The sequence below is a fragment of the Mycobacterium sp. NGS34 genome (assembly GCF_059812845.1).
In genome coordinates this window covers 14,652-38,249 of record NZ_JCALDM010000017.1, presented here as the reverse complement: position 1 = coordinate 38,249, position 23,598 = coordinate 14,652, and the positions used below count along the sequence as shown (strand labels likewise).

The window sequence follows — 23,598 nt, the reverse complement described above, 5'->3', positions numbered from 1 at the left end:
AGCTGACACCCACTCAGTGTTATCCTTCCAGTAGGCTGGAATGTCAAGGAGGGTGCTATGCAGATCGGCGAGTTGGCGAAGCTCGCCCACACCAGCGCCAAAACCATCCGCTTCTACGAGGACTCGGGGCTGCTACCGCCACCAGCACGGACCGCGTCGGGGTATCGCGACTATGGGCCCGAGATCGTCGATCGGCTGCGGTTCATCCGTCGGGGCCAAGCGGCCGGGCTGACCTTGCACAAGGTGCGCCAAATCCTGGCGATCCATGATCGCGGCGAGGTGCCGTGCGGGCACGTCCGACAGGTCCTCAACACCCGTCTCGACCAAGTCCGCGCGCAGGTCGCCGAACTCGTCGCTCTCGAAGGCCACTTGCAGGCCCTTCTCGATCACGCGTCGCACGCCGCGCCCACCGAACACGACCATTCCACGGTCTGCTGGATTTTGGAAAGCGACCTCAATGCGGACGCCACCGTCGAACTCAGCCATGCCCGCGACAAGACAGTGAACACCGGCGGCGTATAGGACGCCGCGAAAGCCGTTAATTTCCTGGGCTATTCGGCTGTGGGTGGGTAGACGCCACCGGGATCGGCCCATTCAAAGCCGAAATCAAAGTACTTGACCAAGGCCGCGCCGCCTTAGGAGATGAGGTGGGTGACAAACGTCGGGTGCACCAGTAGCACGACGCCGAGGACGGCGAGTACCGCCGCTGTCAGGCGCCTGAGCTGATCGCCGAACGGCGCGACTTTTTCCAGCCAAATGACAACCGAGAGCGCCAGCATCCACGCCAATTGCATTGTCCCAAAAGCGATCAGGACTACCATCAGCATCCAACAAGAACCCAGGCAGTAGATGCCGTAGCGGCCTCCGGCAAGCAACGCCCGGGCGGGACTGTTGAGGTGGTCGCCTGGGCTGGCAGTCAACGACATGGACCGGCGGCAGTGGCGCAGACACGTCGCCTTGAACGGCGTGAGCTGATGGAGCCCCGCAACCACTGCCACCGCGCCGGCCACCCGGCCGACCCACGGACAACTGTGGAGCACCGGGTTGAGGTGAGTCGAGGCCACAAAGGCCGGGAGGCCCACCGCGGTCCACACGGCCAGGTAGCCGGCCACGAAGACGATCGCTGCTGCGGCGTTGTCCGCCGCGGCGCGGGCGTACCGGCCGACCATGGGTAGGGCCGCGGGAAGCATCATCGCCGCCATCATGGCGACCCACGCAACGAGGAACGCGGCCAACGACATCGTGGACCCGGTGTCCATCGGCATCGCGTCGCCGCGCATGCTCGCGGCGCTGACCACTGACCACCACCAGCCCAGGCCTGCCACACCCAGCAGCACTGCCGGCAACCAGATATCGGCCCACAATCGCCCGCGTCCTTGCCTGGTGTCCACTTACGCGACTCCCTTCGTTTGATGCCCACGATACGATAACTGCCTGAGCACTACCCACCCGGGGTGGGGTGGGCTACACTGGGTCGAAGTCCGGTTCTCAACGGGAGTGGTGAGGCAGCGATGGGTGAGGAATTGACGGCGAAAAAGCATGCGGCGCTGAATCGGCTCAAGACGGCGCGGGGCCATCTCGACGGGATCATCCGGATGCTGGAATCCGACGCGTATTGCGTGGATGTGATGAAGCAGATCTCCGCGGTGCAGTCCTCGCTGGAGCGGGCCAACCGGGTGATGTTGCACAACCACTTGGAGACGTGTTTTTCCTCGGCGGTGCTCGATGGCCGTGGGCAGGCCGCCATCGACGAGCTGGTTGATGCCGTCAAGTTCACCCCGGCGCTGACCGGCCCGCAGGCCCAGCTCGGTGGTGCTGCGGTCGGCGAACCTAACGGGCAAGAACCGGCAACGGCAGGGAGCCCGAAGTAACGGCGACCATATTTTCGTGTCGGCCAGTAGTACGACACGCCGCGATGCGGCGCGGCGATGAGATGACAAGGGAGCGTGGAAGATGTTGGCGTTACATGGATTGATGGCTAAGGCGGTGCCCACCGTGGTCACCGGCGCGGTCGGGGTTGCCGCCTATGAGGTGCTGCGCAAAGGCGTGGCCAAAATTCCGCTGCGCGGGGCCACCGTCACCGTGACCGCATGGGGGATCCGCGTTGGCCGCGAGGCCGAGCGCAAGGCCGGCGAAAGCGCCGAGCGGGCTCGACTGACCGCGGCCGACGTGATCGCCGAGGCCAAAGAACGCCTCGGGGACGACGTCACACCGGTGGCGGTGGTGGACTCGGGCAACGACCATGACCACTGACACGCTCGCCGACGGCGATCTCACGCTGAAAGTCGTCTCCGACGCGTGCGGCCGAATGCGGGTGCACGTCACAGGGTTTCGTGTCGATGCGGTGCGGGCTGTGGCGATCGAGGAGACGGTTGCCACGGTGGCCGGTGTGCGCGCGGTGTGTGCCTATCCGCGTACGGCTTCGGTGGTGGTCTGGTATTCACCCGAAAGCTGCGATACCGCCCCCGTTGTGGCGGCGATCGCCGAGGCCCAGCACGTCCCGGCGGAGTTGGTGCCTGCGCGTGCCCCGCACTCGGCTGACATCCGCGAGATTGGTGTGGTGCGCAGGATTGCCAGTGGGATCGGGCTGGCGGTGTTTGGCCTGCGCCGTGGCGTGCAAGCCCGCGCGCCGGAGGTCGACAGTGGCGGCGGCTGCGGGTCGGGGCCGGCCAGCTGCGGTCGGGTGTCGCCGCGCGAGGACAACCAGCGTCAGCGCCGGACGTGGCTGCGGCGGCTGTGGCTGGCAATGCCGCTCGGGCTGCTGGCGATGGCTGCGCCAATGTTGTTCGGCGCTTATCCGTGGGCGGGGTGGGTGGCGTTTGCCGCGGCGGTCCCGGTGCAGTTCGTGGCCGGGTGGCCGTTCCTCAAGGGGGCGGTACAGCAGGCGCGGGCAGGGTCCGCGAACATGGACACGCTGATCGCGCTGGGCACGCTGACCGCGTTCGGCTACTCCACCTATGAGTTGTTCGCCGGTGGGCCACTGTTTTTCGACACCGCGGCGTTGATCATCGCGTTCGTGGTGCTGGGCCGTTATTTCGAGGCTAGGGCCACGGGCAGGGCGTCCGAGGCGATCAGCAAGCTGCTCGAGATGGGCGCCAAGGAAGCCTGCCTGCTCGTCGACGGCCAGGAGCTGCTCGTTCCGGTGGATCAGGTGGGCGTCGGAGACCTGGTGCGGGTGCGACCGGGAGAGAAGATCCCGGTCGACGGTCAGGTCACCGACGGGCGCGCCGCCATCGACGAGTCGATGCTGACCGGCGAATCCGTTCCGGTCGAAAAGACAGTGGGTGACCATGTCGCCGGGGCCACCGTCAACACCGACGGAGTGCTGACCGTGCGGGCCACTGCCGTCGGCGCCGACACCGCGCTCGCCCAGATCGTGCGTCTGGTCGAGCAAGCACAGGGCGGCAAGGCCCCGGTCCAGCGGTTGGCCGACCGGGTCTCGGCGGTGTTCGTGCCGGCCGTCGTCGGGGTTGCCGCCGCGACGTTTGCCGGCTGGACACTGCTGGCGGCCAACCCGATTGCCGGCATGACCGCGGCGGTGGCGGTGCTGATCATTGCCTGCCCGTGCGCGCTGGGCCTGGCCACCCCCACCGCGATCACCGTCGGCACCGGCCGTGGTGCCGATATGGGGATCCTGGTCAAAGGCGGTGAGGTGCTGGAAGCCTCCAAGAAGATCGACACCGTGGTGTTCGATAAGACCGGCACCCTCACCCGCGCCCAGATGCGGCTCACCGATGTCATTGCCGGCAAGCGCCGCCAGCCTAATCTGGTGCTGCGGTGGGCCGCCGCGGTCGAATCGGGCTCCGAACACCCCATCGGTGCGGCGATTGTGGCCGGTGCGCGCGAGCACGGGCTGAAGATCCCGGCCGCCACCGCGTTTGCCAACCTGGCCGGGCACGGCGTGCGGGCCGATATCGACGGCCACACCGTGTTGGTCGGGCGGCGCAAACTCATCGTCGAAAACGATCTGGAGCTGCCCGAGCACCTTGGGGCGGCGGCCGCAGAGCTCGAAGAACAGGGCCGCACCGCGGTGTTCGTCGGCCGCGACGGCCAGGTGGTGGGTGTGCTCGCGGTGGCCGACACGGTCAAAGACGACGCCGCCGACGTGGTCGGCCACCTGCACGCCATGGGGCTACACGTCGCCATGATCACCGGCGACAACGCGCGCACGGCGGCCGCGATCGCCGCGCAGGTCGGTATCGAGAGAGTGCTCGCCGAGGTGCTACCCGAGGACAAGGTCACCGCGATTCGGGCCCTGCAGGACGAGGGTCGGGTGGTCGCCATGGTGGGCGATGGCGTCAACGACGCGCCCGCGCTGGTGCAGGCCGATTTGGGCATCGCGATCGGCACCGGTACCGACGTGGCCATCGAGGCTTCCGACATCACCCTGATGTCCGGGCGACTCGACGGTGTCGTGCAGGCCATCGAGCTGTCCCGGCAGACCCTGCGCACCATCTATCAGAACCTTGGCTGGGCCTTCGGTTACAACACCGCCGCGATCCCCCTGGCCGCATTCGGCTTGCTCAACCCCGTCATCGCGGGTGCGGCGATGGGGTTCTCGTCGGTCAGCGTGGTGACCAACTCGCTGCGGCTGCGCCGCTTCGGCCGCGCCACCCAACAGCAACGAGTACAGGTCCCACACCGCGCGCCCGAACTGGCGTTGATTCGGTGATTTTGACCGCCCAGTAGCGATCACGAACGGGAGACAGCGATGACACCGGCCACGAATTTAACGGCAGCAGAGACAATTTCAGTCCTGCACATTCCGCCGGACCAGCCATCGGTGTCGCGACGGTGCACACCGATACCTCACACAACAACCGGCCGCCAACGATGGGAGGCACTGCGATGATGACGCGGTACGGCGGACATGGCTGGGGCTGGTGCAGCGTGCTCGTCAACATCCCGGTGATGGTGGCGTTATGGGGCGCCCTCGTTGCCGCCATAGTCCTGGCGGTCCGCATGGCCGCCAGGCAGCCACACGATCCACCGGCCCCGACGCGCGCCACCCGCCACCGGCCCGACGTCACGGTCTCAACTCGCATTGTGGAAAGCGGAAGCGACGACGACTTTTACCGCCGATTGATGTAGCTGCCCGGGAAGTTCTGAGCACCAAGCCCATTGATCGCAGAGACCTCACAGAGCTGCGCAGGAGGCGACCACATGGCTAGGTTCACCCGGCGGACAGTCCTTGCTGCGCTCGGCGCGAGCGCAGCCATGGGTATCGGATACGCGCTGCGCGGAATCCATGGTTCACCCGGCCTGCGCATCCGCCTCATCGACGGCGGAATGATGGGCGCGAGTCCGGCCGACATGAGCCTCTACATGGAGATGTTCAACCGACACAACGAAATCACGCGCACGGTCGAGGACATTCCCGGCGGCGTACGCACCACCACCCAATCAACCGCTGCCGATCTCACCGCGCAACTGCACGCACACGTCTCCAGCATGTACTCCCACCTCGACCAGGGTTCTGAGGTCATGTGCATGAGCCAAAGCCTGCCAACGCTATTCCGCAACGCCCGCGGCTACCGCCGCCAATTGACGCTCACACCCACCGGCGTCATCGCCGAGGAAACCTCTGAGGATCCCGCCCTGACCGACGCCATCCGCAACCATGCCCGTGAAGTCAGCGGTTTCGTACGCGACGGCATGCCCGCAATGATGCAACCCATGATGGGCGGAATGATGGGACCTGGTGGCATGATGGGACCCCGCGGACGACCATAGTCACAGCCGGTGTGGCTCGCCCTTGGCCGCTCCACACTGGGACTATCGAACTGCTCACCACAATCTCCCGCTTACGTCATGCCGATCGCCCGCTTCGGCAATTAGACAAACCTTCGCAGCCCAAATCATCACGGCGCTAAGGACGTTCATCCTTGGTCGGACTGCGCGGTGGTGCCGAGCGTGGAACCGTTCCAGGGTCGCCCACCTCTCTGGGCCCAGGTGTCGAGCCACCGCGGTTGCTCCTCGTTTACCAATAGGGACAGGTGGCGATAACATCGTTGTATGGCGATGATTGATACCTCCGGTGAAGCGGTGCGGGTAGGGCTGGCGTCGGCCGCGGCGTTGTTTCGTTCGCTGGGTGATCCGACGCGGTTGGCCATCGTGCGCCAGCTGGGGTCTGGCCCGGCGCGCGTGGTCGACCTTGTCGAGGCGGTCGGGTTGGCGCAGTCCACTGTGTCCAAACACCTTGCCTGCCTTCGCGACTGCGGCCTGGTAGCCTCCGAACCGGTGGGACGCTCCTCGCTGTTCCGACTAACTCAGCCCGCGCTGATCGAAGTTCTCATGTCGGCTGAAACAGTGTTGGAGGCCACCGGTCAAGCCGTGGCGCTATGCCCGACCTATGGCGTTGACAGCGCCGCGTTGGAGACGACCCGATGACCGGCGCCGACCCCGGCGTCCTCACAGCCCCTGCCATGATCGACGGCCACCCGTGCTGCGATGCTGGCCGGGCCGCCCCGACGGGATCGCCCGTCCGTCACGCGCAGTGGCGCCGTGCGGCCCGGTCGGCGCGGTGGCTGTCCTGGATCAGCTTGGCCTGGATGCTCACCGAAGGTGGCCTCGGGCTCTGGCAGGGGTTGACCGTCGGTTCGATAGCCCTGACCGGATGGGCGCTGGGCAGCACTCTCGAAGGCCTGGCCAGTGCCATTGTGATCTGGCGGTTCACTGGCGCGCGCACCCTCTCCGAGACCGCCGAGCGGCACGCCCAACGCGGTGTTGCCGTATCGTTTTGGCTCCTAGCCCCCTACATTGCCGCCGAATCCCTCCACCACCTTCACGGCGGGCACCGGGCAGAAACCTCCGTGGTAGGTATCGTGGTTACCGCCGTCGCGCTGCTGGCCATGCCCATCCTCGGCCGCGCCAAACACAGACTCGCCATCCAGCTGGATTCAGCGGCCACCGCAGGCGAGGGAACCCAGAACTACCTCTGCGCCACGCAGGCTGCCGCCGTGCTGGCCGGCCTGGCGATCACCGCCAGCTGGCCCCGCGGCTGGTGGCTGGACCCAGTCATCGGCCTGGGTGTCGCTTCGGCCGCAGTCTGGGAAGGCATCCAATCCTGGCGCGGAGAGAACTGCGAATGCTAGCCAACCAGCACAACCGAATTGGCAAAACTGCTGCTGGCCGTTGGGGACTCCTAACTGGCGACACAAGATCACCATCGCGGCGCTTCCATAATCGGGAACACCGCTAAATCTCGATGTTCCCGATCAGCTCAGATGCAAGCAAAACCCTTAAGAGGAAACAGTTCTAAACACCTCAATCCAACCCCAGATAACGGCAGTGGGGATCTCGTCAATGATCCAGATCTACCGCGTGGCTGATGCCGGCGGACAATCGGTCTGGAACGACGAGATAGCGCGAATGGAAAAGCCCCGGGACCTGACCAAGTGACCGAAATCTTTTGGGCGCGACCGCGTTTTGGCGCCTCAAGGAACGCTTGCCGGGCTAACGGCAGCGACGCCACAGATGCCGTTCCGTTGCCCACGCCTGTGCGGCTCTCAGGGTCACCACGGGGGCCAATAATGCGACATGGCCCGTCCGCAGTCCGTCGTCGGCGTCGTTAGCGAGCTGACTGCAGTGGTCGCACGTTGGTGGGCTGCTCCGTGAGGCGGTGGTTCTCCAGTGTGAGGACGTTGATTGCTCGCGCGAAGGTGTGCGCGGTGGTTTTCCACTTGCGGGTGTCGTCGTGTGCTTCGGCGAGCTTCTTTTTCAGCTGTTTTATTTCGGCGGTGGCGGCTGCGGCCTGCTGGGTCATCGGGTTGGCGTGGTGGTCACGCAGTTGGTAGAAGAGGTCTTTGAGGTCAGTGTGCTTGTGTGTCAGGTGGTGTCGTTTGAGCTGGGCTTCGACGGCTACTGCGGTGATGGTGAGGTCGCCGGGTGTAGCGAGGATCGGCCGGCCCGACAGCACTTTGACCATGGCTGCGAGCAGCTTTATCACATTGTCTTTGTCCTCGGTTTCGTGTGGCTCCGTGTCGATCATGTCGTCGCCTCCGAGGATGAATCGCTGGGCATTGTCGGTCTGATCGCGGTGGCATGGTGGTTTTCGATGACCGTCCCGAGCGTGTCGGCGCGAGTACGGAGCCTGAGTGCAAGCGGGGTTGGGGTCAGAGGGCTGTCGGCCTCGTTGAATAGACGACTGACTTCGATCGCCAGTCCGGCGATGTGTCGATCGGTGCGGGCGATGTTTGGGCAGTTCGGCTGGCACTTGTCCAGTTTCGGCTCGCGCGCGGCTCCGAGGGCCCGGTTAGATCCGCAAAGCGCCTTGTTTGGGTCGAACATGCAGGCAAGATAGCTTTGCGGATTGTCGTAGAACTTCAACCGGCCGTCCACCTTGATCCTGCGGACTTCGGCGGCTCTGAGGTATGTGCCTTCGAAACTGACTCCTCGAGAAACGAGTTCGATGAGTCGTTTTGCGGCCGGTCCGGATACCTGTGCCCCATCGGTCAGGTCACGGCGGGCCTGCTCGATGTTCTCAATCAGCGCGGTGACTTCTTCGCGATCCAGAAGGGCCGCGAATCCTGCGGCCGTGAGGCCGGCGTAGCCCTCTCCTTGCGCAACGCTCAAATGTCCGTACTGGATAGCCAGTGCGACAGGGCCATGCGGTAGCCGCCGGATGTGCCAGGCCAGGGTCCGGCGAAAGCGCGTCAGTGTCACCTGGCCCGCTGGATCTACTGGTATCCACTGCTCTTTCGGCAAGTTCAGTCGTGCGCAGATCGAATTTGCGGTGTCGATAAGGACTCTGATGAGTTCTGCTGCCCTGTCGGTCGAGACCGGCAGTATTTCGTCGTATCCAGAAGGGAAAAGGACGGTGCTGTCGGGGAAGAAGCGCTCGATTGTTTCCACGGCCCGGGCAACGGGTGCGATCGTTGTCCACGAGCGTTCAGCGCCCTCGGGATCGGCACGACCGTCCTTGCGTACCCGTTTGTACGTGCGGCCATTGATCGTGTAACGGATCGTTGTCGCGCTGACACGTTCACGAGAACAGCAGCCGGGTCGCAGCGCCAACACTTCATGTGGGCGCATGCCGGTCAGATACCCGACCGTTACGAGCGCTGCCCCAAGGACCGCGCGCCGTAACGCCGACAAGTCGTTCTTGTTGATCGCGTCGCACCAAGGCTTTCCGTCGATCATGGCAGTGATTGGACTGTCGATCGGTGTCGGGGTGTCGTGATTGCGGGTGAACACGACGCCGCTGTCCCGCACAGCCACACCCAGTTGCGCGGGATGTATGCCTCCGTGTACGGCGGCGAGGTACTTGGTGTCGATCAGGCGGGGATTGTTGATTGCCGCCGGCAGGTTAGTGATTCCTTTGTTGACCCAGCCGTTGACGAGGTTTGCTGCGGCAGAACGACTTTCTCGGGAATGAGACCTGGGCACCGCTGCGATGAGTGATTGCCACCGCCGCGCTGCTGCTTCGATGTCGACCGCCAGCTCCAACATCCGCTGCGCCCACAACAGCAGGGGCGCCATGGTTGAGGGATGAATGATCGGTGTGGCGTTTTCGGGGGCACGTGCACTCACCGGCAGGAAGTCGCTGATCGGTTCGTCTTCCCACGGTGGTATGACCAGAGCGTCGGCGGGAGGCAGACTTGTTGCGTATGCCCACAGCCGCGTCACCGCACGCAGCAGCCCTGCTTTCGTGGACCGGGTGAAGTCGGCGTCCTGAACACATCTGGCAAACCTCTCAAGGTCGGCTCTGGTCACTTCACTCAGCCGGTCAATTCCGTTTTCCTGCAGCCATTTTGCGAACCACACCCAAAAGTGGACGTATTTGAGGACACTGGTCCTGCTGGCCCACTCGACGGAATTCGCGCCTGGCTTCTCCAGCAGTACGACCGGCGTCGGCGTGTTGATGGCCAGCCACACAGCTCGGCGAAAAGATTCTCTGAACTGCTCGGGAAAACGATTCCAGGAGATCCGGGGCGTCCTGACGCTTACCGGGGCTCCGAGCGCGGAGAGATCCCATCGGTCATCTCCGTACTGCGACACTGCACAATCCGGATCATGGACGCGGTCGGGGTTGATGGATGGGTCGTTGGGAAGCACAGTCCACGCGGCAGGGTGCGCGCGAGGTTGGGATGTTGTCATATGGCGGAATAGCCTCCCGATAGCAGCCTGGTTGTGATGAGCCGATCAGCGTCGGTCGCTGCAGATCGCGCGACACTGCGCTCGGCCGCGGTCGTGTGCCGCTCCAGCAGAGTGCACAGGCGCACAAAGTGTGTGTCCCAACGCTCACACCATTCGTCAGTGTCGATTGCGCTGCTGAGTTCCTCGAGAGCGTCGTGCATCACGACGAGGCGTGTGAGGTGGCGTGGGGTGGCGATGGCATTAGAACAACCCAGGCACGCCAGGAACGACTCGACACAGGTCGTACCCGTGGTGGGGTTGTGCTCATAGTCGCGGCAGGCCGCAATAACGGTATCGGCCTTTCCGGAACGGACTTCGTCACTAACTTGGTCCTCAGCCAAAACCTGTATTTTCACGATGGTTTCGGCCTGAGAGAGCGCGTCGTGCAGCCCCGTTTCGACTACCTCGCGGGCCCGGTCTTGGGTTGCTTTGTCGTTACGCAGGTAGACGTCCTCATGCGTTCGTCTGGAGTTCTGTGCTGGTGTCCGGTCGAGCAGTGCCTGGCATGTACGCCGCAGCTTCTGCAACGACACCGGATACAAGTCTGTTGGCCACGATTCGGGGGCTTCGGCCAAGATGGGGATGCCCATGCGGAAACGCGATTGCGGTGAGTAGCGCATCCACCTGTCGGTGATCAGTAGTCGATCGGTGGGATGTCCGCAATGTGCCAGGGCAGCACGGGCGGGTTCAGTGGCGTTGATGATCCATGTCAGGGCCCGGCCCACATCACTATTCGCAAGTACCGTCGTCGTCGAGTGCTGGCGGTAACCGCGACGTGGCTTATTCAGCATCACGCTGTACACGCCCACGTCCTCGCCTGCCCCGATACTGTTATCCGGCACAACAAGTCGGTCAATCACAGAGCGGTTCCACCCGGCTTCGGCTGCCAGCAACACCGCCGCCGCCCACCCCTCGTGCGGTGCGAGAAACAGTGTCTGGTGAAGTAGCCGTCGGCTCGGTGACCGGTGCTCACGGCTATACGCGCCCACGGCTTTGTACACCCTCGTCGTGCTGGCCTCGCCGGTCTCCAACACTTCGATCAGCGCATCGGCCTTGGCCTGCTCACCGGGACTCAGTGTCATCCCTGCCCGGCGCTGCCCAAGCAACGCGTAGTTAGCCGAGATTCGTCGTGCAGCGCCATGCATGACTTTGCGGGCCTGCCGGCGAATCCGTCGATGGTCGTCCTCGCTATATGACTCCTGGACGGGCGGTGGAGCGGTCCAACCTCTGCGTGCCATTGCCTCAACAAGAGCCGGCGACCGTCCGGGTGCACAACCCAGGATTGCGCGAAGAAACCGGATGGCGTTCACGCCGGTCGCGGTGACCTCGCCCCCGTTGTGCAGCACCCATGCGTTCCAGATCGCAACATCGAGGTCCGCGACCGACTGTGGGCAGTGTCCGGCGTGATCGAGCCACCGCAGGAACCGTCTGATCGTTGTGCGGCCTTGTGCCACGGTCTCGACTGACCGCCAGCGCCCGCGCGGGCCATTCAAGTCTGCTAACGCCGAAATCAGCTCGGACCTGAGTTGCGTTGCACCAGGCTGCATTTCCAGCGTGATATAGACCGATTCCATACCGTCCTCGTTGACAGCAGTGAACGACAAGCCACCGACTGCCGTTGCTGGGGGTCCCGTGAAGGCCGGCGGCGGCAACAGTTCGCGACGAGGCGTACGTGTCATGGCACGATCTCAACGTCGGCCACCCTTGGGTCGATCTGCGACAACCCGCGCAGCGCCCGCTGAAGGTCGGGCCCTTCGATCAGCGCCCGCAAACGCACCCCATTGAGCGGCGCCAGGTACGTTTCCTGCGTCGTCGTGATACTCGCGTGGCCAAGGAGGTCGCGCACCATATCCCACGCCGCGCGGTATCGTTCCTCGTCATAGTGACTCACCTGATCGGTACCGTGACGTTCGTCGATCGATCGATGCAACGCGACGAGCATGAACAATGCGAACGAATGACGAAGACTATGCGGACTTAGTCTGGGCGCCCTGGTATTTCGGTCGATGCGGCCGGTTCGACGCGCCTGGGCTAGCACCTTCTCAACGCGTTCGTTCGCAGCGGCCAGCACGTCAGTCCAGGAATCCTTCGTCATTGGTATCCCGGCTTCGTTGAGCCACAGCCACAGCGGCTCTGGGCCATCCCCATTGTCTACGAACATCTTTGTGCGTCGCTCGATGTCAATGTTGTGGTGGTCATGCCACTGACCGTTGAACTTGTACTTGATCGCGTGGGTGGTGAGTCTCATCTCCGAGACTTCGATCGCGAGAAGCTTGTCGTAGCGGCCTTGCCGGCGCGCGCGTTCGACTGCGGCACGCCGACTGGTCGCAACGTAGCTATCGACGAGGAGTGATGCGTCGTCCAGCAGATACCACATACGGGCTTTCCCGCCCTTGGCGATCGCTGCGGACAGGTGTGCTTCATTGAATGCTCCCGGCATTCCCCGCGCCGGCAGTTCGGGAAGCAGCAGGGAACTGGCCTCCGTGATGCGCAGTCCCGACCCGTACAGCGACTCAACCATGGCCCTGTTACGCAATGCAGTGCGCCCGCGAAAAGCCTCATCACGCAGCCCCTCGATGGTGTAGCCCTCGATACCGATGTCGCGCCACAACCGGAAAGTGCGAGGGGTTACCCACTTCACGCGCTCTCGAACAACGTTCTTAGAGCGCACATATCGCGCCTGGGCACCACGGCCGCCGTCAAACCGAAGTGACTCACGTTCGACCGGGTTGAACTCAACATGACCCCGGCTCTCATGCGAGGCCCACCGGTAAAGAAGCGATATCGCAGCGAGTTCACGATTTGCCTTGGACCCGCTCACAGCACGTGCATTCAGGTCGCGGCGCGATCGCCACAGCCAAAAAGTACTCACATCATCCGGCGTGGCCTGTGACCAATCCCTGCCCCGCGAATCCAGATACTCGATCCACAACCGCAGATCCAGCGCGTAAGAATGCTTGGTCGAAAACCGCAGCCGAGCAAAATGCGGAGATAAAAAGAACTTGCATAGCCGAATATCACAACCACCGTCAGGATCCACCAATACTGGCGTGCCCAATGGAATGTCATGAGCGATTTCCAGCTGGTCTATGTCCGCATATTCGTCGGCCAGCGGATGGAACATCTCCGGCGGTCTACTGTCAGTGCGTGCCCACGCCAACAACCACTCACGGGGCATATCGCTCGGCTCGGTCACTGCACCGTGAAGTTACCTATCCGACCAGAAAACACCGCCCCAACACGCCGACATCCCGGGGAACTCCATGATCGGGCGGTCGCGGCGGCGGTTAGCCAGGCCGCGCGGCGTGGTGTCGCGTGCCGGATCGTCCTCAACGCTGATGCCGCAGCCACGGCGGCGGTCGGCGACGTCGAACACGCGGGCTGCGTCGTGCATACTTTTGCGACAAAGCCGGGCGGGTTGTACGTGCATGAGAAAGCCCTTGTCACCGATGGGTTTTCGGTGCTGATCGGCAGCCACAACCTGTCGACGATGAGCCTTACTGAGAACCGAGAGCTGTCGCTGCAAGTCGATGCGGCCGGCGCGCCGAACGTGGTCGCTGCGGTGCGGGCGCAGTTCGACGCGGATTTCGCCGCAGGATCGGCGCCGACTGGTGGCCCGTGACGGTGCGGAGAGCAGAATGCTCAGATGTGCATCGTGGAGCTCAGTGCGGGACATTACGGCCGCCGGCGCGGCGGTGAGCCGGTGGTTGGGTGATGCCTGACCAGGGTGGACGCCGTCCGCGGCGCCTACGTCTGCGCCGTTATCAGCGGGCCGCGGTTGATGTCGTGGACGCACGCCAGGAACGGGCGCTGATCGTGGCGGCCTGCGGCACCGGCAAGACGTTGATGGCCGTGCACGCCGTGGCCAAGCTGCTCGATGGCCGGCCCGGCGCAGTGCTGGTGACGTTCCCGACGCTGGGGTTGCTCGAACAAACCTATCGGACTTGGCAACAGCAAGCCCGGTTTGACTTCGCCGCGCTGGGTGTGTGTTCAGCGCACCTGCGGGACACCGAAGACATCCACAGCGACGAACTGTCTATCGCGAGCACGACATCACCACAACGGGTGGCTGCGTGGCGGGCCGGGCTAACGGGTGTGGGTGTCGCGTTCTGCACCTACCAGTCGTTGGCGGTGATCGCCGCTGCCCACACCGAGCACGGTATGGAGCCGTGGTCGGTTGCGGTGTTCGATGAGGCGCATCGGACCGCGGGCCTGCAGGGGAAACCCTTTGCCGCGGCGCTGGATTCGCGGAAGATCCCGTCGCAGCATCGCCTGTTCTACACGGCAACCCCGAAGGTCCACAGCGGACCACGCACGCGGGCCGGCAAGCCGCGACGGCGCACGGTGGCGTCAATGGACGATGCCGACCTTTACGGCCCGCAGGTGTTCACCCTGCCGGCGCGCGACGCGATCGAGCAGGGCATCCTGTCGCCGTTCAAGGTCGCGGTGATTGCCGTGTCGGACAGTGCGGTCGCGGCCGCGCTCAAAGACTTGCGGCTCGTTAGCCTGGCCGCCGGCGACGACAGCGTGGCGCGCGCCGATCATGTGGCGGCTGCGATCGCTTTGACCCAGGCCGCGGCGGACTACCAATTGTCCAGTGTGCTGGCGTTTCACAACACGATCGCGGCCAGCGCAGAGTTTGCGACCACCTTCGGGCGCGTTCACACGCTACTGACCGCGCAAGGTTTGAACCCCGACGGGCGAGCGGCGGCGATCAGGCACATCGACGGCACCACCACGCTGCGCGATCGACTTGCGGCCACGCTAACACTGGCGGTACCGGGCGCCGATCAGTGGAATATCGTCACCAACGCGCGGTGTCTGACCGAAGGGATCAACATTCCCGCCCTGGATGCGGTTTTCTTCGCCGAACCCAGAGCGTCGGAGGTTGACGTGGCCCAGGCGGTCGGGCGCGCTATCCGCAAGAACCCTCACCACGATCGGCCTGCACTGATCGTGCTGGCGGTGACCGTCGATGATAGCCAGGACGCGGAAACGGTGATCGATGTCAGCGAATTTCGCCGCACACGCCAGGTCCTCAAGGCGCTGCAAAGCCATGACCCCAGTTTGAGTCGAGACCTGGCTGCGGTCCGCGAACAGCTGGCCGACCCCGATCTTGGCGAGCAGGAGAACGTCAAAAGCGACATTCTCGATATCCATGTGCCTACCACGCTTTCACGACGAATGATCAAGCAGTTTTTCCAGGCGTTTAGCATCCACACTGTCGATGCCTTGACGCGCCAGTGGGAGGAAAACTATTCCAGCCTAAAGCGATTCGCCAACCAGCACGGGCACTGCAACATAGCGAGGAAAGATCGCAGCGAAACCGGCAGCGCGCTGGGAACGTGGATTCAGCATCAGCGTGGCCTGTATGCGCGCGGTCGGCTGCTGGCCGAACGGATCGAACGACTCGAAGCGCTGCCGGGTTGGTCGTGGAACCTCACCGAGGCCCGTTGGGAACAGAATTTCGCTGCGCTGCAACAGTTCGCCGCCAAACACGGGCATCCCTTCCCGCCGTTCAGCTATCGCAGCGCTGAGGGGTTGCGGTTGGCGGCGTGGATCAGCAATCAGCGCCGGACTCTGCGCAAAGATCCGTTGTCGATGAAGCGCCGCGCACGGTTTGAAACTCTTCCGGGCTGGACGTGGACGCGCACAGATACCCGATGGGAAGACGCGTTCAATGAGCTCGCCGAACACATCGATCGCACCGGCGAGCTTCGTGTTCGGCCGCGTACCGCCTTAGCGAACTGGATGCAAAGGCAGCGGTCGCTGTACCACAGGGGCGATCTTGATGCCATGCGAGCGCGGCGCCTCGCGGCGCTGCCTGGCTGGACGTGGAATCCGCTCGACACCGGCTGGGACGACAACTTCGCCGCCCTGCGCGACTACGCGGCGCGCACGGGTCGTGCCCGACCTCCGCAGTCCTACACGACCGACTCCGGGTTTCAACTGGGACGTTGGGTATCTGATCAGCGGCGCCGGCGGGGCAAGTTGACCGAGGCGCGGCGCAAGCAGCTCGAGGCGTTGCCGGGATGGACGTGGAACGCTAGCGAGGCGCAGTGGGAGGACTTCATCACCGCGCTGCGCGCCTTCGCCGCCGAGCACGACCACGCCTACCCGCCGCGGGACCCGACACGTCCCGAACTGGTCAAGCTGAATCAATCCGTGGTCAGTGTGCGCAGGCCAGCCCGGCGTAACCGGCTCAGCGTTGAGCAACGCCGGCAACTGGAGGAGTTACCGGGCTGGTCATGGGAATACCGCCAGAAATCGACGTGGGAGACCAGCTTCGCTGCACTGGTGGCGTATGCGGCACAACATGGGCACACCACACCACCGAAGGACTACTGCACCCCTGACGGGATCGCTCTGGGGCTGTGGGTCCACGAAATGCGCCAACCTTCGCGGCGGCGCAAGCTCGGCGCCCGCCAGTCCGCACGCTTGGAAGCCTTACCCGGATGGGCGTGGTAGCGCGCTTAGCGCAGTTGCGATGGTGAGGACCAGGCGGGTGAGGACACGGTGTGTTCGACGGCGTCTTTGATCCCGACGCCGACGGCGCCGATCATCCAAGCGGTCCCGATCGCGCAGACCGCTGCGGTGGCGCGGACCAGGTGCAGTGACTGCAGCGACTGTGTGATCTGTGTCAGCGGGGTCATGTCGACCGGCGGGTGCGGGTCGTCGGTGTCGAACACCGGCGGCGCGGTCAAGTCGTCAGGGCCCATGGGGATGGTCAGGTCGACCGGCAGCGGCGCCGGGGTGAGGGGCCACCAGCTTGCCGAGCCGTCAATGGCTAACCAGCCGTTGAGGATTCCGTAGATGCCGGCCGCGGCGAAGGTGGCCGGGATTTGGGCCAGCACGTAGGGCGGGGCGATGGTGCCGATCAGGCTGTCATCGGGGCTGTAGAGCAGTGCGGTCAAGGTACCGATCCCGGCGGCGGCCGCGAACAGTGCCGGGATCGGGTAGGCCCGTAACCGGCCTGGAATGAACTGCACGAGGTACTCGTAGAGCAGCCGCCCGGCGAGCCAGCCGACGGGGGCAAGCAGCGCGCAGAGCCCGACGACGATGCGCTCCATGATGATGTCCACCGTCGTCCCGTTTCGCGCCCAATGCGGATGAATCACATTGTCGTCGTATGGATTTGGGCGCGCTGCGGCGGACATGCGGATCCGCTTGCGGATCTGGCGGTTGAGCAGCTCTGCGCGACGCTTCTGCATGTTCCAGATGCCGGCGTGCTCGGCGATCCATTCGCGGCGCAGTTCGTCGTACCGATCAGGCGTTATGTGACGCATCTGTGTTCACCTGTTGTTGTTTGTGCTTTCCTGTGCCATGATCAACACCCATAGAGGTGAGAGTAACTGTTGTTGACCGCATTGTCTCTAGGCAGTTGAGGAAGGGGTGACGACCATGGTCCCAGCGGGGCTATTCATCCTATATATGCTGTTCATATGCGGTTTAGTCGCGGTAATCGCTCATTGCGCGGGTCCCCGGACCGCACCGGGAAGGCGTGGTAGCCCGGCGGGCGCGCCGGGCGCGCTCCTTCAAGAGAGTAAGCAACACGGGAACACCTATATGGCGCCGCCAGCTGTTCACATGGTGCCGCCGGCAGCCGCGTGCTGGCCGGGGCTGTGGGTCGGGCCGGTCGCTGCACAGCCGGTGCTGGACCACGGCGGCCTTGACCAGTACCGGCTGGTACAGCGCCGCCGACCATCGAACATCTGCGCGCGTATCACCACCCACGGGGTGCTGCGATGAGCACCGAGGACGTGATCACCGATGAGCAGTGGGGCCAGGCCCTGAACAGCTATGGCCAGGACCAGGTGCCCATCGGCGACGACGACATCGGCGAGGTGGATGTCGCCGCGTTGATGTCTGAGGACGACGTCGCTGCCGAGCCGGTCGCTGACGCAGCCCCGGCTGGCCCTGATGACAAGGTCGCCGTCCCCGGGCGCTTCGACCACAAGATCCTGTGGGGGTTCGGCAGTCTGGTTGCGGGCGGCGTCGTCGCCGCTTTGGTCGGGGCGATCATGTTCTACTCCCACGATTCCCAGCCGGGGCCCCCACCAGTGGGGTCGCTGAGCGAACCGCAAGCGGTCGCCGCGGCCAGGCCATCTCCGACGGCGCCGGCGTCGGCTGGGCCAGGGGTGGATCGATCACTTCCCTACACCGCAGATGCGCAGGGTAGCTGCGCGGAGGGATCGACTCCGGCGCAGACGATGTCGGGCATGGATCCGCACAACGCGTTTGTGTGCGTCCGCGGCGGCGGTGACGGGCAGGTGATCTCGATCGACCTGGGCCGCACCTACGTGATCACCGCGATCTCCCTGACCCCGGGCTGGACCGGCCTCGACGCGAGCGGGGTGTCGCAATGGTCGCAGCACCGCGTCGTGACGATCGTTCAGTATTCGTTTCCCGACGACCCGAGCATTCCCATCGTCACGCAGAACACTCAGAACGTTCACGGTGACGCGGTGCAGCCGATCAAACGAGTTCTGGCCTCGCGTATTCGGATGCTGATCCGTTATACCTCACGCCCGCCGGCAGACCCGGCGACGACTCCGCGATCCCCAGCACCTGGTGTTTTGCCGGGCCTGTTCGGTGACCCCGGAACCCCGCCGCCGACGTCGACGGCGCCGCTGGAGGGGTCGGCCCGCGGCAGTGGCGACGGCTCCGACCCGGTAGACGCGACGTTCGCGATTAGTTCGTTGAAAATTATTGGGCACGAGGCGGTTTAACCATGTTCGGAGATACGTTTTTGCGTACGGCTCAGCTTGTGACGGCCTCGATGTCGTGGGGCGTAATGGTCGCCGTGCTGGTGATCGCGGCCGCGGCAATCGCGCTGTGGGCGCGCGCGGTGCTGACGGCCCGGCCACAGCGGGCCCAACGGGTTGCGGCGGTCCTTCCGGTCACCTCCACCGGCGAAGCGTTCGACTTCGCGGACAGCATCCTGGCCGCCAGGACGTGCGATGTCCCCCGCTTAGTGGGCGTGCCCCGCAGTGTCGATCACGACATGCTGTGGCGCGAGGTGGCCCAGCGGCCTTTGACGGCGCTGGTCTACGCCGCCTCGCAGCAGCCTCGGCCGTTGGCGTGGCTTGAGCACACGGTGCGCCAACTGGGCGGCGACGATCACGACGGGGGCTGGCGGGCGGCCGTCGAGGCTGTCGCTGCGGTGGATTCCACGTTGTACGAGTGGGTCAAGAGCGCCTCGGCCATGGAGCGGCGCCAGCGCGGCAGTGTCGCGGTCGTGATGCGCGATGCAGTCGCTGAGTATGCGGCGGGGCAGCGATGAAGCTGAACAGGACGTGGCAGGGACGGGTGTCGTCGACGTCGTTGACCACGCGTCGGGTCGCAACCGTCGCGCTGATCGTGCTGGCGGCATTGAGTGGGCTGCACACGTTGTGGCAGTTCATGTTTGGTGAGCCAACCGATGTGGTGGCGCCGGCCCGGGTGGTGGTGAACAAGTCCGCTGTGGTGTCCGCGCTGGCCGAAGACTACGTGACCACGTGGTTGACCGCGACCAGTGCGACGGCGGGTGCGTTGACTCAGTTCGCGTCACTGAACGTCTCCGATCTGCATCTACCGTCGACGCCGGCGGTGGTGATCGGAGCCCCGACGGTTGTGGCGGTCACATTCGAGGGGAGCGCGGGCAAAGGCGATGCCGCTGAGGTGTTTTCGGTGGTCGTCGGTGTCAACGAACGGCCCTATGAGTCGGCGACGCCGACGCGAGCGCTCTACCGGGTGCCGGTGTTGTGGTCGCGGTTCGGTGCGCGTGCAACGGGCCTACCGTTCCAGGTGCAAGGCCCCGGACCTGGCGCTGATCTCAAGCAGGCCTACCCCACCACGCTGGCGCCGGTTGATCCGGCATTTCAGGTGACCTCCGGTTTTCTGTCCGCCTACTTGACCGGGACTGGCGACGTCGCCCGCTATGTGACAACGGATTCCATGCTCACAGGTCTTGGTGCACCTTATTTGGCCCGCAGGGACGAGAATGGCAACCCGCTGCCCATCGTGACGGCGGTAACGGCGACCGCTCCGGTGGCCGCGCAGCCCGCCGACGGCCAAACCGTCCAGGTGCTGGCACAGGTGACCGCACAAACCTCGCAATACGCCAACGTGGCGATGAGCTATCCCTTGACGCTGCGGGGCGTCGGTGGGCATTGGTCGGTGGCGGGCATCAACCGCGCACCGGTCTTATCCACTGACGATGAACTGGTCCCGGTCGTGCCCACCACACCTCGGCCATCGAATTAACCACCCCAACAACATCACTAACGAACGGAGCGCACAACCATGATTGCCACCACACTTGCCGCCGGCGACCTGTTGACCGCCGTCCCCTCATTCTTTAACGACTTTCGCTTCCCGGGCGCCATCGCGTTGATCATCTCCGGGATTGGCGGCGCGATCTTCGGTATCCACAAGGGATTCGCGCACGCCGCCGGCAAGCTGATCGGCGCCATCGCGCTGGGTGCGCTGGCGCTGGGAGCGGTCGGGTTGACCGTGTCGTTCCACGAGACCGTCAACAAGCACGGCAACGGCATCATGTCCGGCGGATACGGCGGGTAAAGCAGCGAGGCTGCACAGCAGCACTTGCAGGGGGTCTATGACATGGCAGAACAGCGGGAGCAACTGACGGCGAAGTCGTTCGCCGACGTGCTCAATTTCCCGATTCGCTTGGGCTACCTGGATAATCACACCAGGATTTGGCTCGGTCCGTGGGGTGCCTGGGATGGCGCGGCGGCCATCATCGGCGCCGGCACCACTGGCTGGGCGATGTACCAGTGGTTCGATGCCGGATATGCGCGATGGATCTGCATGTATGGGGTGCTGGTCACCGCAGGGCTCACCTACCTGGCCCGCCAAATCCCCATCAGCAGGCCAACACCACGATACCGGCTGCTGTGGCTGTTGAACTGCTTCATCGGCACGCAGTCGCGTGCCGACATCGCGGGCAAGGGTGACCCGTGGAAGTCACCTCCCAAGGCCGTCATCGACAATCTGGTCTTCACCAAAGGCGGTGTCTACGCGGACTTCATTCTGGCTGAACAGGCGAGCGGCATGCAGCCTTTCGACTTAAGAAGGGTCAAGGCAGCCGAACACCGCCCGCTGGTGCGTCAACTTCCTTCCGGGGCCGTGTTCTGGGGAATGTCACCCAAAGTCGACCCGAATCGGTTGCTGCAGCGGATGCTGGCCGGCCGTGAAGACCAACCGCGGTGGCTGCGCGAAGTTCGCCAGTGGGCAGACTACGTCAACGAGAATCCGTTCTACGAGCCGGTGTTCGGCGTGCGTGTTCCCCTCGATGCTGGGCTGCAGGGACGCACCGCGGCCGGTGGTCTGGCCAAGTTGACCTCGACCATCATTGGCCGCGACCAGGATGCCCCCGATAGCCTTGAGGCGCTTCGTGACCTCGCGGCCCAGGTCCAAGGGAAAATCCCGGCGCAATTCGCGCCGACACCGGCCACGCCCCAGCAGATTTTGTGGCTCTACGAACGGCACTGGACCCTCGGCGCACGAAACCGGCCTTTTCCGCACGGACGGGGAGGACCTCGGCGCCTGGGTCCTGATGATTTCGCGTCGATGATGCCCGTCGAGTTCGACGAGGGTGACCAGCAGACCCGCAAACAGCATCGCTGGTGGTGGCGGCGCTGGTGGCCGTCGTTCGCCCCGCTGCTGGTGCTGCGAGGACCGGCCGGTGCGAGCTATCAAACGATGTTGGCGGTCGCTGAGTTACCCAGGGGCGGGCTGAGTTTCCCGGGCGCAGAGATCCTGCAATCGGCCTACGACGTCGACATCGACGCCGACGTCGACTGGTATCAGCACGTCGCAGCGGTGCCCCGGGAGCGGGAGCTGGCCGCGGTGGAACGCGCGCAACGCAACCTCGATGATCAGTCGTTTCAGACATCGGGAGCGCGTGACGCCGATCTGGTGCGACGCTATGCCTGCGGCGAGGAGTACGAGGAAGCGCTGAGCGCAAGCCAGCTCGAACGCGGCGTGCATTCCACAACGGTGCTGGCGGTGGGGGCCTCGACCGGCGCGGCCCTCACCGACGCTGTGCAACAACTCAAAACGCACTTCGCTGAAGAGTTAGGCACCGTGTTGTCGGCACGGTGCGGTGCGCAGTCGGCGTTGTGGCAAATCGGGCAGCCCGGCAGTGAAACCAATGCCCCGCGTAGCCAATTCAAGCAGCCCACCACCACCGAGCAGTGGGCACGCTACGCCCCGCTGGCGTCTTCACCGCTGGGACACGACACCGGTATCTTGTTCGCTGAAAACCTGGCGACGCGCCGGCGGCGGCCGGTGCTGCTGGACTTCGAGGGCTTCAAAGACCGCCGCGGCGCGCCGGGCATGCTGTGGCTGGGTGCCCCGGGAGGCGGAAAGTCCGAGTCGTGCAAAGGTGTAACGGATGCGCTGTTGAAGCGCGGTCACCAAGCCTCGATCATTGATCCCAGCGGGGAGTGGATTCGCGCCCTGGCGCATCACGGTGACCGCGTCTTAGTGATCAGTCCCTACACCAGTCGATGGTCGCTGGATGGCCTGAAAATCTTTCCACGAGAACAGGCCGTCGAGCACACCCTGGATCACCTGCTGCCGATGATGGGAATGGACGCGGTGTCCCCGCCTGCGCGCCAGTTGGGTCGCCTGCTGCGACGCGATGACGGCGTGGCTCACAGTCTCGGCGGCCTGGTGCGCTACTTCAAGGACCTTGATCGAAAGGCGTACGCCGAGTATGAGGAACTCGCAGACAGCTTGATCTATTTCTCCGAAAAAGACTATCTACGGGCGATGTTCGACGAGTCACTACCGGCGCCGCCGATCGGCGAGCGAGACGCAGTGATTTGGCATATGGCGGGCCAAGAGTTGCCGACCACCTCTGAGACTGACGAGCTGCACCTGTACAAGCGGCAATCTCCGCGTGCCCGTGCGGGTTTGGCGATCTACGGCATGATCGCCTCGCTGACCCGGCTGTCCTACACCGGCGCAAACCGACGCCCTGGGGCGTTCGGCTTTCTGGTCACCGAGGAAGCCCGCGAGTATTTCGCCTCGCCGGTTGGCCGCAAAGACGCCGAGCGGATGGGGCTGCAGGGCCGCAAAGAGCGTTACGGGCTGCTGGCTATTTCCCAGTACGTCGAGCATTTTGACGGTATCGGGATCCAGAACTTGCCGATGCGGGTCATCACGCCGTTCAAGCCCACTGAACGCGACTACGCCAAAGCGTCGTTCAAGCGCCTCGGCATCGACCCCGACGAATACCCCGAGGTTCTGCAGACCCAAATCCAGCCCGGCCGTGGATTGGCCTACCTGTTCGACGACTTGGGCCGAGTCGGGCTGGTGAACCTGCTGCAGCGGGTGCAGCCAGAACTCAGGGCCGCGTTCGACACCCGCGACATGGACGCACAGGGGCAGTGGGCGGCATGAGAGAACTTGTTGCCTGCTGGCTTTATACGCGGCCCCGGACACGGCGCTTGT

At 64.4% G+C, this 23,598-nt stretch carries 21 protein-coding genes; 15 read left to right on the top strand and 6 right to left on the bottom strand.

Annotated elements, in window-relative coordinates; translation table 11 throughout:
- Window positions 1-57 precede the first annotated feature (57 nt).
- Window positions 58-522, top strand: a complete 465-nt coding sequence (locus tag AC5Y7V_RS27455; protein ID WP_499883197.1) for a heavy metal-responsive transcriptional regulator — start codon at window positions 58-60, stop codon at window positions 520-522.
- A gap of 113 nt (window positions 523-635) precedes the next feature.
- Here the strand turns inward: AC5Y7V_RS27455 and AC5Y7V_RS27450 are convergent, their stop codons facing one another.
- On the bottom strand, window positions 636-1,391 hold the full coding sequence (locus tag AC5Y7V_RS27450) for a copper chaperone (RefSeq protein ID WP_499883196.1): 756 nt from the start codon (window positions 1,389-1,391) through the stop codon (window positions 636-638).
- A gap of 120 nt (window positions 1,392-1,511) precedes the next feature.
- Between AC5Y7V_RS27450 and csoR the strand changes: the two genes are divergently transcribed.
- The 7 genes from csoR (at window position 1,512) to AC5Y7V_RS27415 (ending at window position 7,094) form a co-directional block, all read left to right on the top strand.
- Window positions 1,512-1,871 (top strand): copper-sensing transcriptional repressor CsoR, encoded by a 360-nt coding sequence (csoR, locus tag AC5Y7V_RS27445; protein WP_499883195.1) that lies wholly within the window; start codon window positions 1,512-1,514, stop codon window positions 1,869-1,871.
- 85 nt (window positions 1,872-1,956) lie between these two features.
- Window positions 1,957-2,253, top strand: a complete 297-nt coding sequence (locus AC5Y7V_RS27440; RefSeq protein WP_499883251.1) for a DUF1490 family protein — start codon at window positions 1,957-1,959, stop codon at window positions 2,251-2,253.
- Window positions 2,254-2,308: 55 nt separating this feature from the next.
- Window positions 2,309-4,672, top strand: coding sequence for a copper-translocating P-type ATPase (locus tag AC5Y7V_RS27435; RefSeq protein WP_499883250.1), 2,364 nt, complete (start codon window positions 2,309-2,311; stop codon window positions 4,670-4,672).
- A gap of 179 nt (window positions 4,673-4,851) precedes the next feature.
- Window positions 4,852-5,091 (top strand): hypothetical protein, encoded by a 240-nt coding sequence (locus AC5Y7V_RS27430; RefSeq protein WP_499883194.1) that lies wholly within the window; start codon window positions 4,852-4,854, stop codon window positions 5,089-5,091.
- A 72-nt stretch (window positions 5,092-5,163) separates the two neighbouring features.
- A complete protein-coding gene (locus AC5Y7V_RS27425) occupies window positions 5,164-5,733 on the top strand; it encodes a hypothetical protein (RefSeq protein ID WP_499883193.1) in 570 nt (189 codons plus the stop codon).
- A gap of 282 nt (window positions 5,734-6,015) precedes the next feature.
- A complete protein-coding gene (locus AC5Y7V_RS27420) occupies window positions 6,016-6,390 on the top strand; it encodes an ArsR/SmtB family transcription factor (RefSeq protein WP_499883192.1) in 375 nt (124 codons plus the stop codon).
- A 35-nt stretch (window positions 6,391-6,425) separates the two neighbouring features.
- Window positions 6,426-7,094 carry a cation diffusion facilitator family transporter gene (locus AC5Y7V_RS27415; RefSeq protein WP_499883249.1) on the top strand — a complete coding sequence of 223 codons (669 nt, stop codon included), beginning with the start codon at window positions 6,426-6,428 and terminating at the stop codon, window positions 7,092-7,094.
- Between the two features lie 476 nt (window positions 7,095-7,570).
- On the opposite strand, the gene AC5Y7V_RS27410 is transcribed toward AC5Y7V_RS27415, so the two are convergent.
- The 4 genes from AC5Y7V_RS27410 to AC5Y7V_RS27395 form a co-directional block, all read right to left on the bottom strand.
- On the bottom strand, window positions 7,571-7,990 hold the full coding sequence (locus AC5Y7V_RS27410) for a hypothetical protein (RefSeq protein ID WP_499883191.1): 420 nt from the start codon (window positions 7,988-7,990) through the stop codon (window positions 7,571-7,573).
- Entirely contained in the window at window positions 7,987-9,876 is a 1,890-nt protein-coding gene (locus AC5Y7V_RS27405; protein WP_499883190.1) for a hypothetical protein, read from the bottom strand. Before AC5Y7V_RS27405 ends, AC5Y7V_RS27410 begins: the two co-directional genes overlap by 4 nt.
- A 218-nt stretch (window positions 9,877-10,094) precedes the next feature.
- A complete protein-coding gene (locus AC5Y7V_RS27400; RefSeq protein WP_499883189.1) occupies window positions 10,095-11,711 on the bottom strand; it encodes a hypothetical protein in 1,617 nt (538 codons plus the stop codon).
- Window positions 11,712-11,812: 101 nt separating this feature from the next.
- Window positions 11,813-13,261, bottom strand: a complete 1,449-nt coding sequence (locus AC5Y7V_RS27395) for a tyrosine-type recombinase/integrase (RefSeq protein WP_499883188.1) — start codon at window positions 13,259-13,261, stop codon at window positions 11,813-11,815.
- A 78-nt stretch (window positions 13,262-13,339) separates the two neighbouring features.
- On the opposite strand from AC5Y7V_RS27395, the gene AC5Y7V_RS27390 reads away from it, so the two are divergent.
- Both AC5Y7V_RS27390 and AC5Y7V_RS27385 read left to right on the top strand, forming a co-directional pair.
- A complete protein-coding gene (locus tag AC5Y7V_RS27390) occupies window positions 13,340-13,759 on the top strand; it encodes a phospholipase D-like domain-containing protein (RefSeq protein ID WP_499883187.1) in 420 nt (139 codons plus the stop codon).
- A 92-nt stretch (window positions 13,760-13,851) separates the two neighbouring features.
- Window positions 13,852-16,605 (top strand): helicase associated domain-containing protein, encoded by a 2,754-nt coding sequence (locus AC5Y7V_RS27385; RefSeq protein WP_499883186.1) that lies wholly within the window; start codon window positions 13,852-13,854, stop codon window positions 16,603-16,605.
- A 5-nt stretch (window positions 16,606-16,610) separates the two neighbouring features.
- Here the strand turns inward: AC5Y7V_RS27385 and AC5Y7V_RS27380 are convergent, their stop codons facing one another.
- Window positions 16,611-17,423, bottom strand: a complete 813-nt coding sequence (locus AC5Y7V_RS27380; RefSeq protein WP_499883185.1) for a hypothetical protein — start codon at window positions 17,421-17,423, stop codon at window positions 16,611-16,613.
- 459 nt (window positions 17,424-17,882) lie between these two features.
- Here AC5Y7V_RS27380 and AC5Y7V_RS27375 point away from each other — a divergent pair, with 459 nt between their 5' ends.
- From AC5Y7V_RS27375 to AC5Y7V_RS27355, 5 genes are read left to right on the top strand one after another with little or no spacing between them, the layout of a single operon-like run.
- On the top strand, window positions 17,883-18,866 hold the full coding sequence (locus AC5Y7V_RS27375; protein WP_085165294.1) for a hypothetical protein: 984 nt from the start codon (window positions 17,883-17,885) through the stop codon (window positions 18,864-18,866).
- 38 nt (window positions 18,867-18,904) lie between these two features.
- Entirely contained in the window at window positions 18,905-19,420 is a 516-nt protein-coding gene (locus AC5Y7V_RS27370) for a hypothetical protein (protein WP_499883184.1), read from the top strand.
- A 26-nt stretch (window positions 19,421-19,446) separates the two neighbouring features.
- Complete coding sequence (locus AC5Y7V_RS27365) at window positions 19,447-20,382, top strand: conjugal transfer protein (RefSeq protein WP_499883183.1); 936 nt, start codon at window positions 19,447-19,449, stop codon at window positions 20,380-20,382.
- A gap of 39 nt (window positions 20,383-20,421) precedes the next feature.
- The gene (locus AC5Y7V_RS27360) at window positions 20,422-20,697 is read left to right on the top strand and encodes a hypothetical protein (RefSeq protein WP_085165299.1); all 276 of its coding nucleotides are present in this window, start codon (window positions 20,422-20,424) and stop codon (window positions 20,695-20,697) included.
- Window positions 20,698-20,739: 42 nt separating this feature from the next.
- On the top strand, window positions 20,740-23,547 hold the full coding sequence (locus tag AC5Y7V_RS27355) for an ATP-binding protein (protein ID WP_499883182.1): 2,808 nt from the start codon (window positions 20,740-20,742) through the stop codon (window positions 23,545-23,547).
- Window positions 23,548-23,598: the final 51 nt, after the last annotated feature.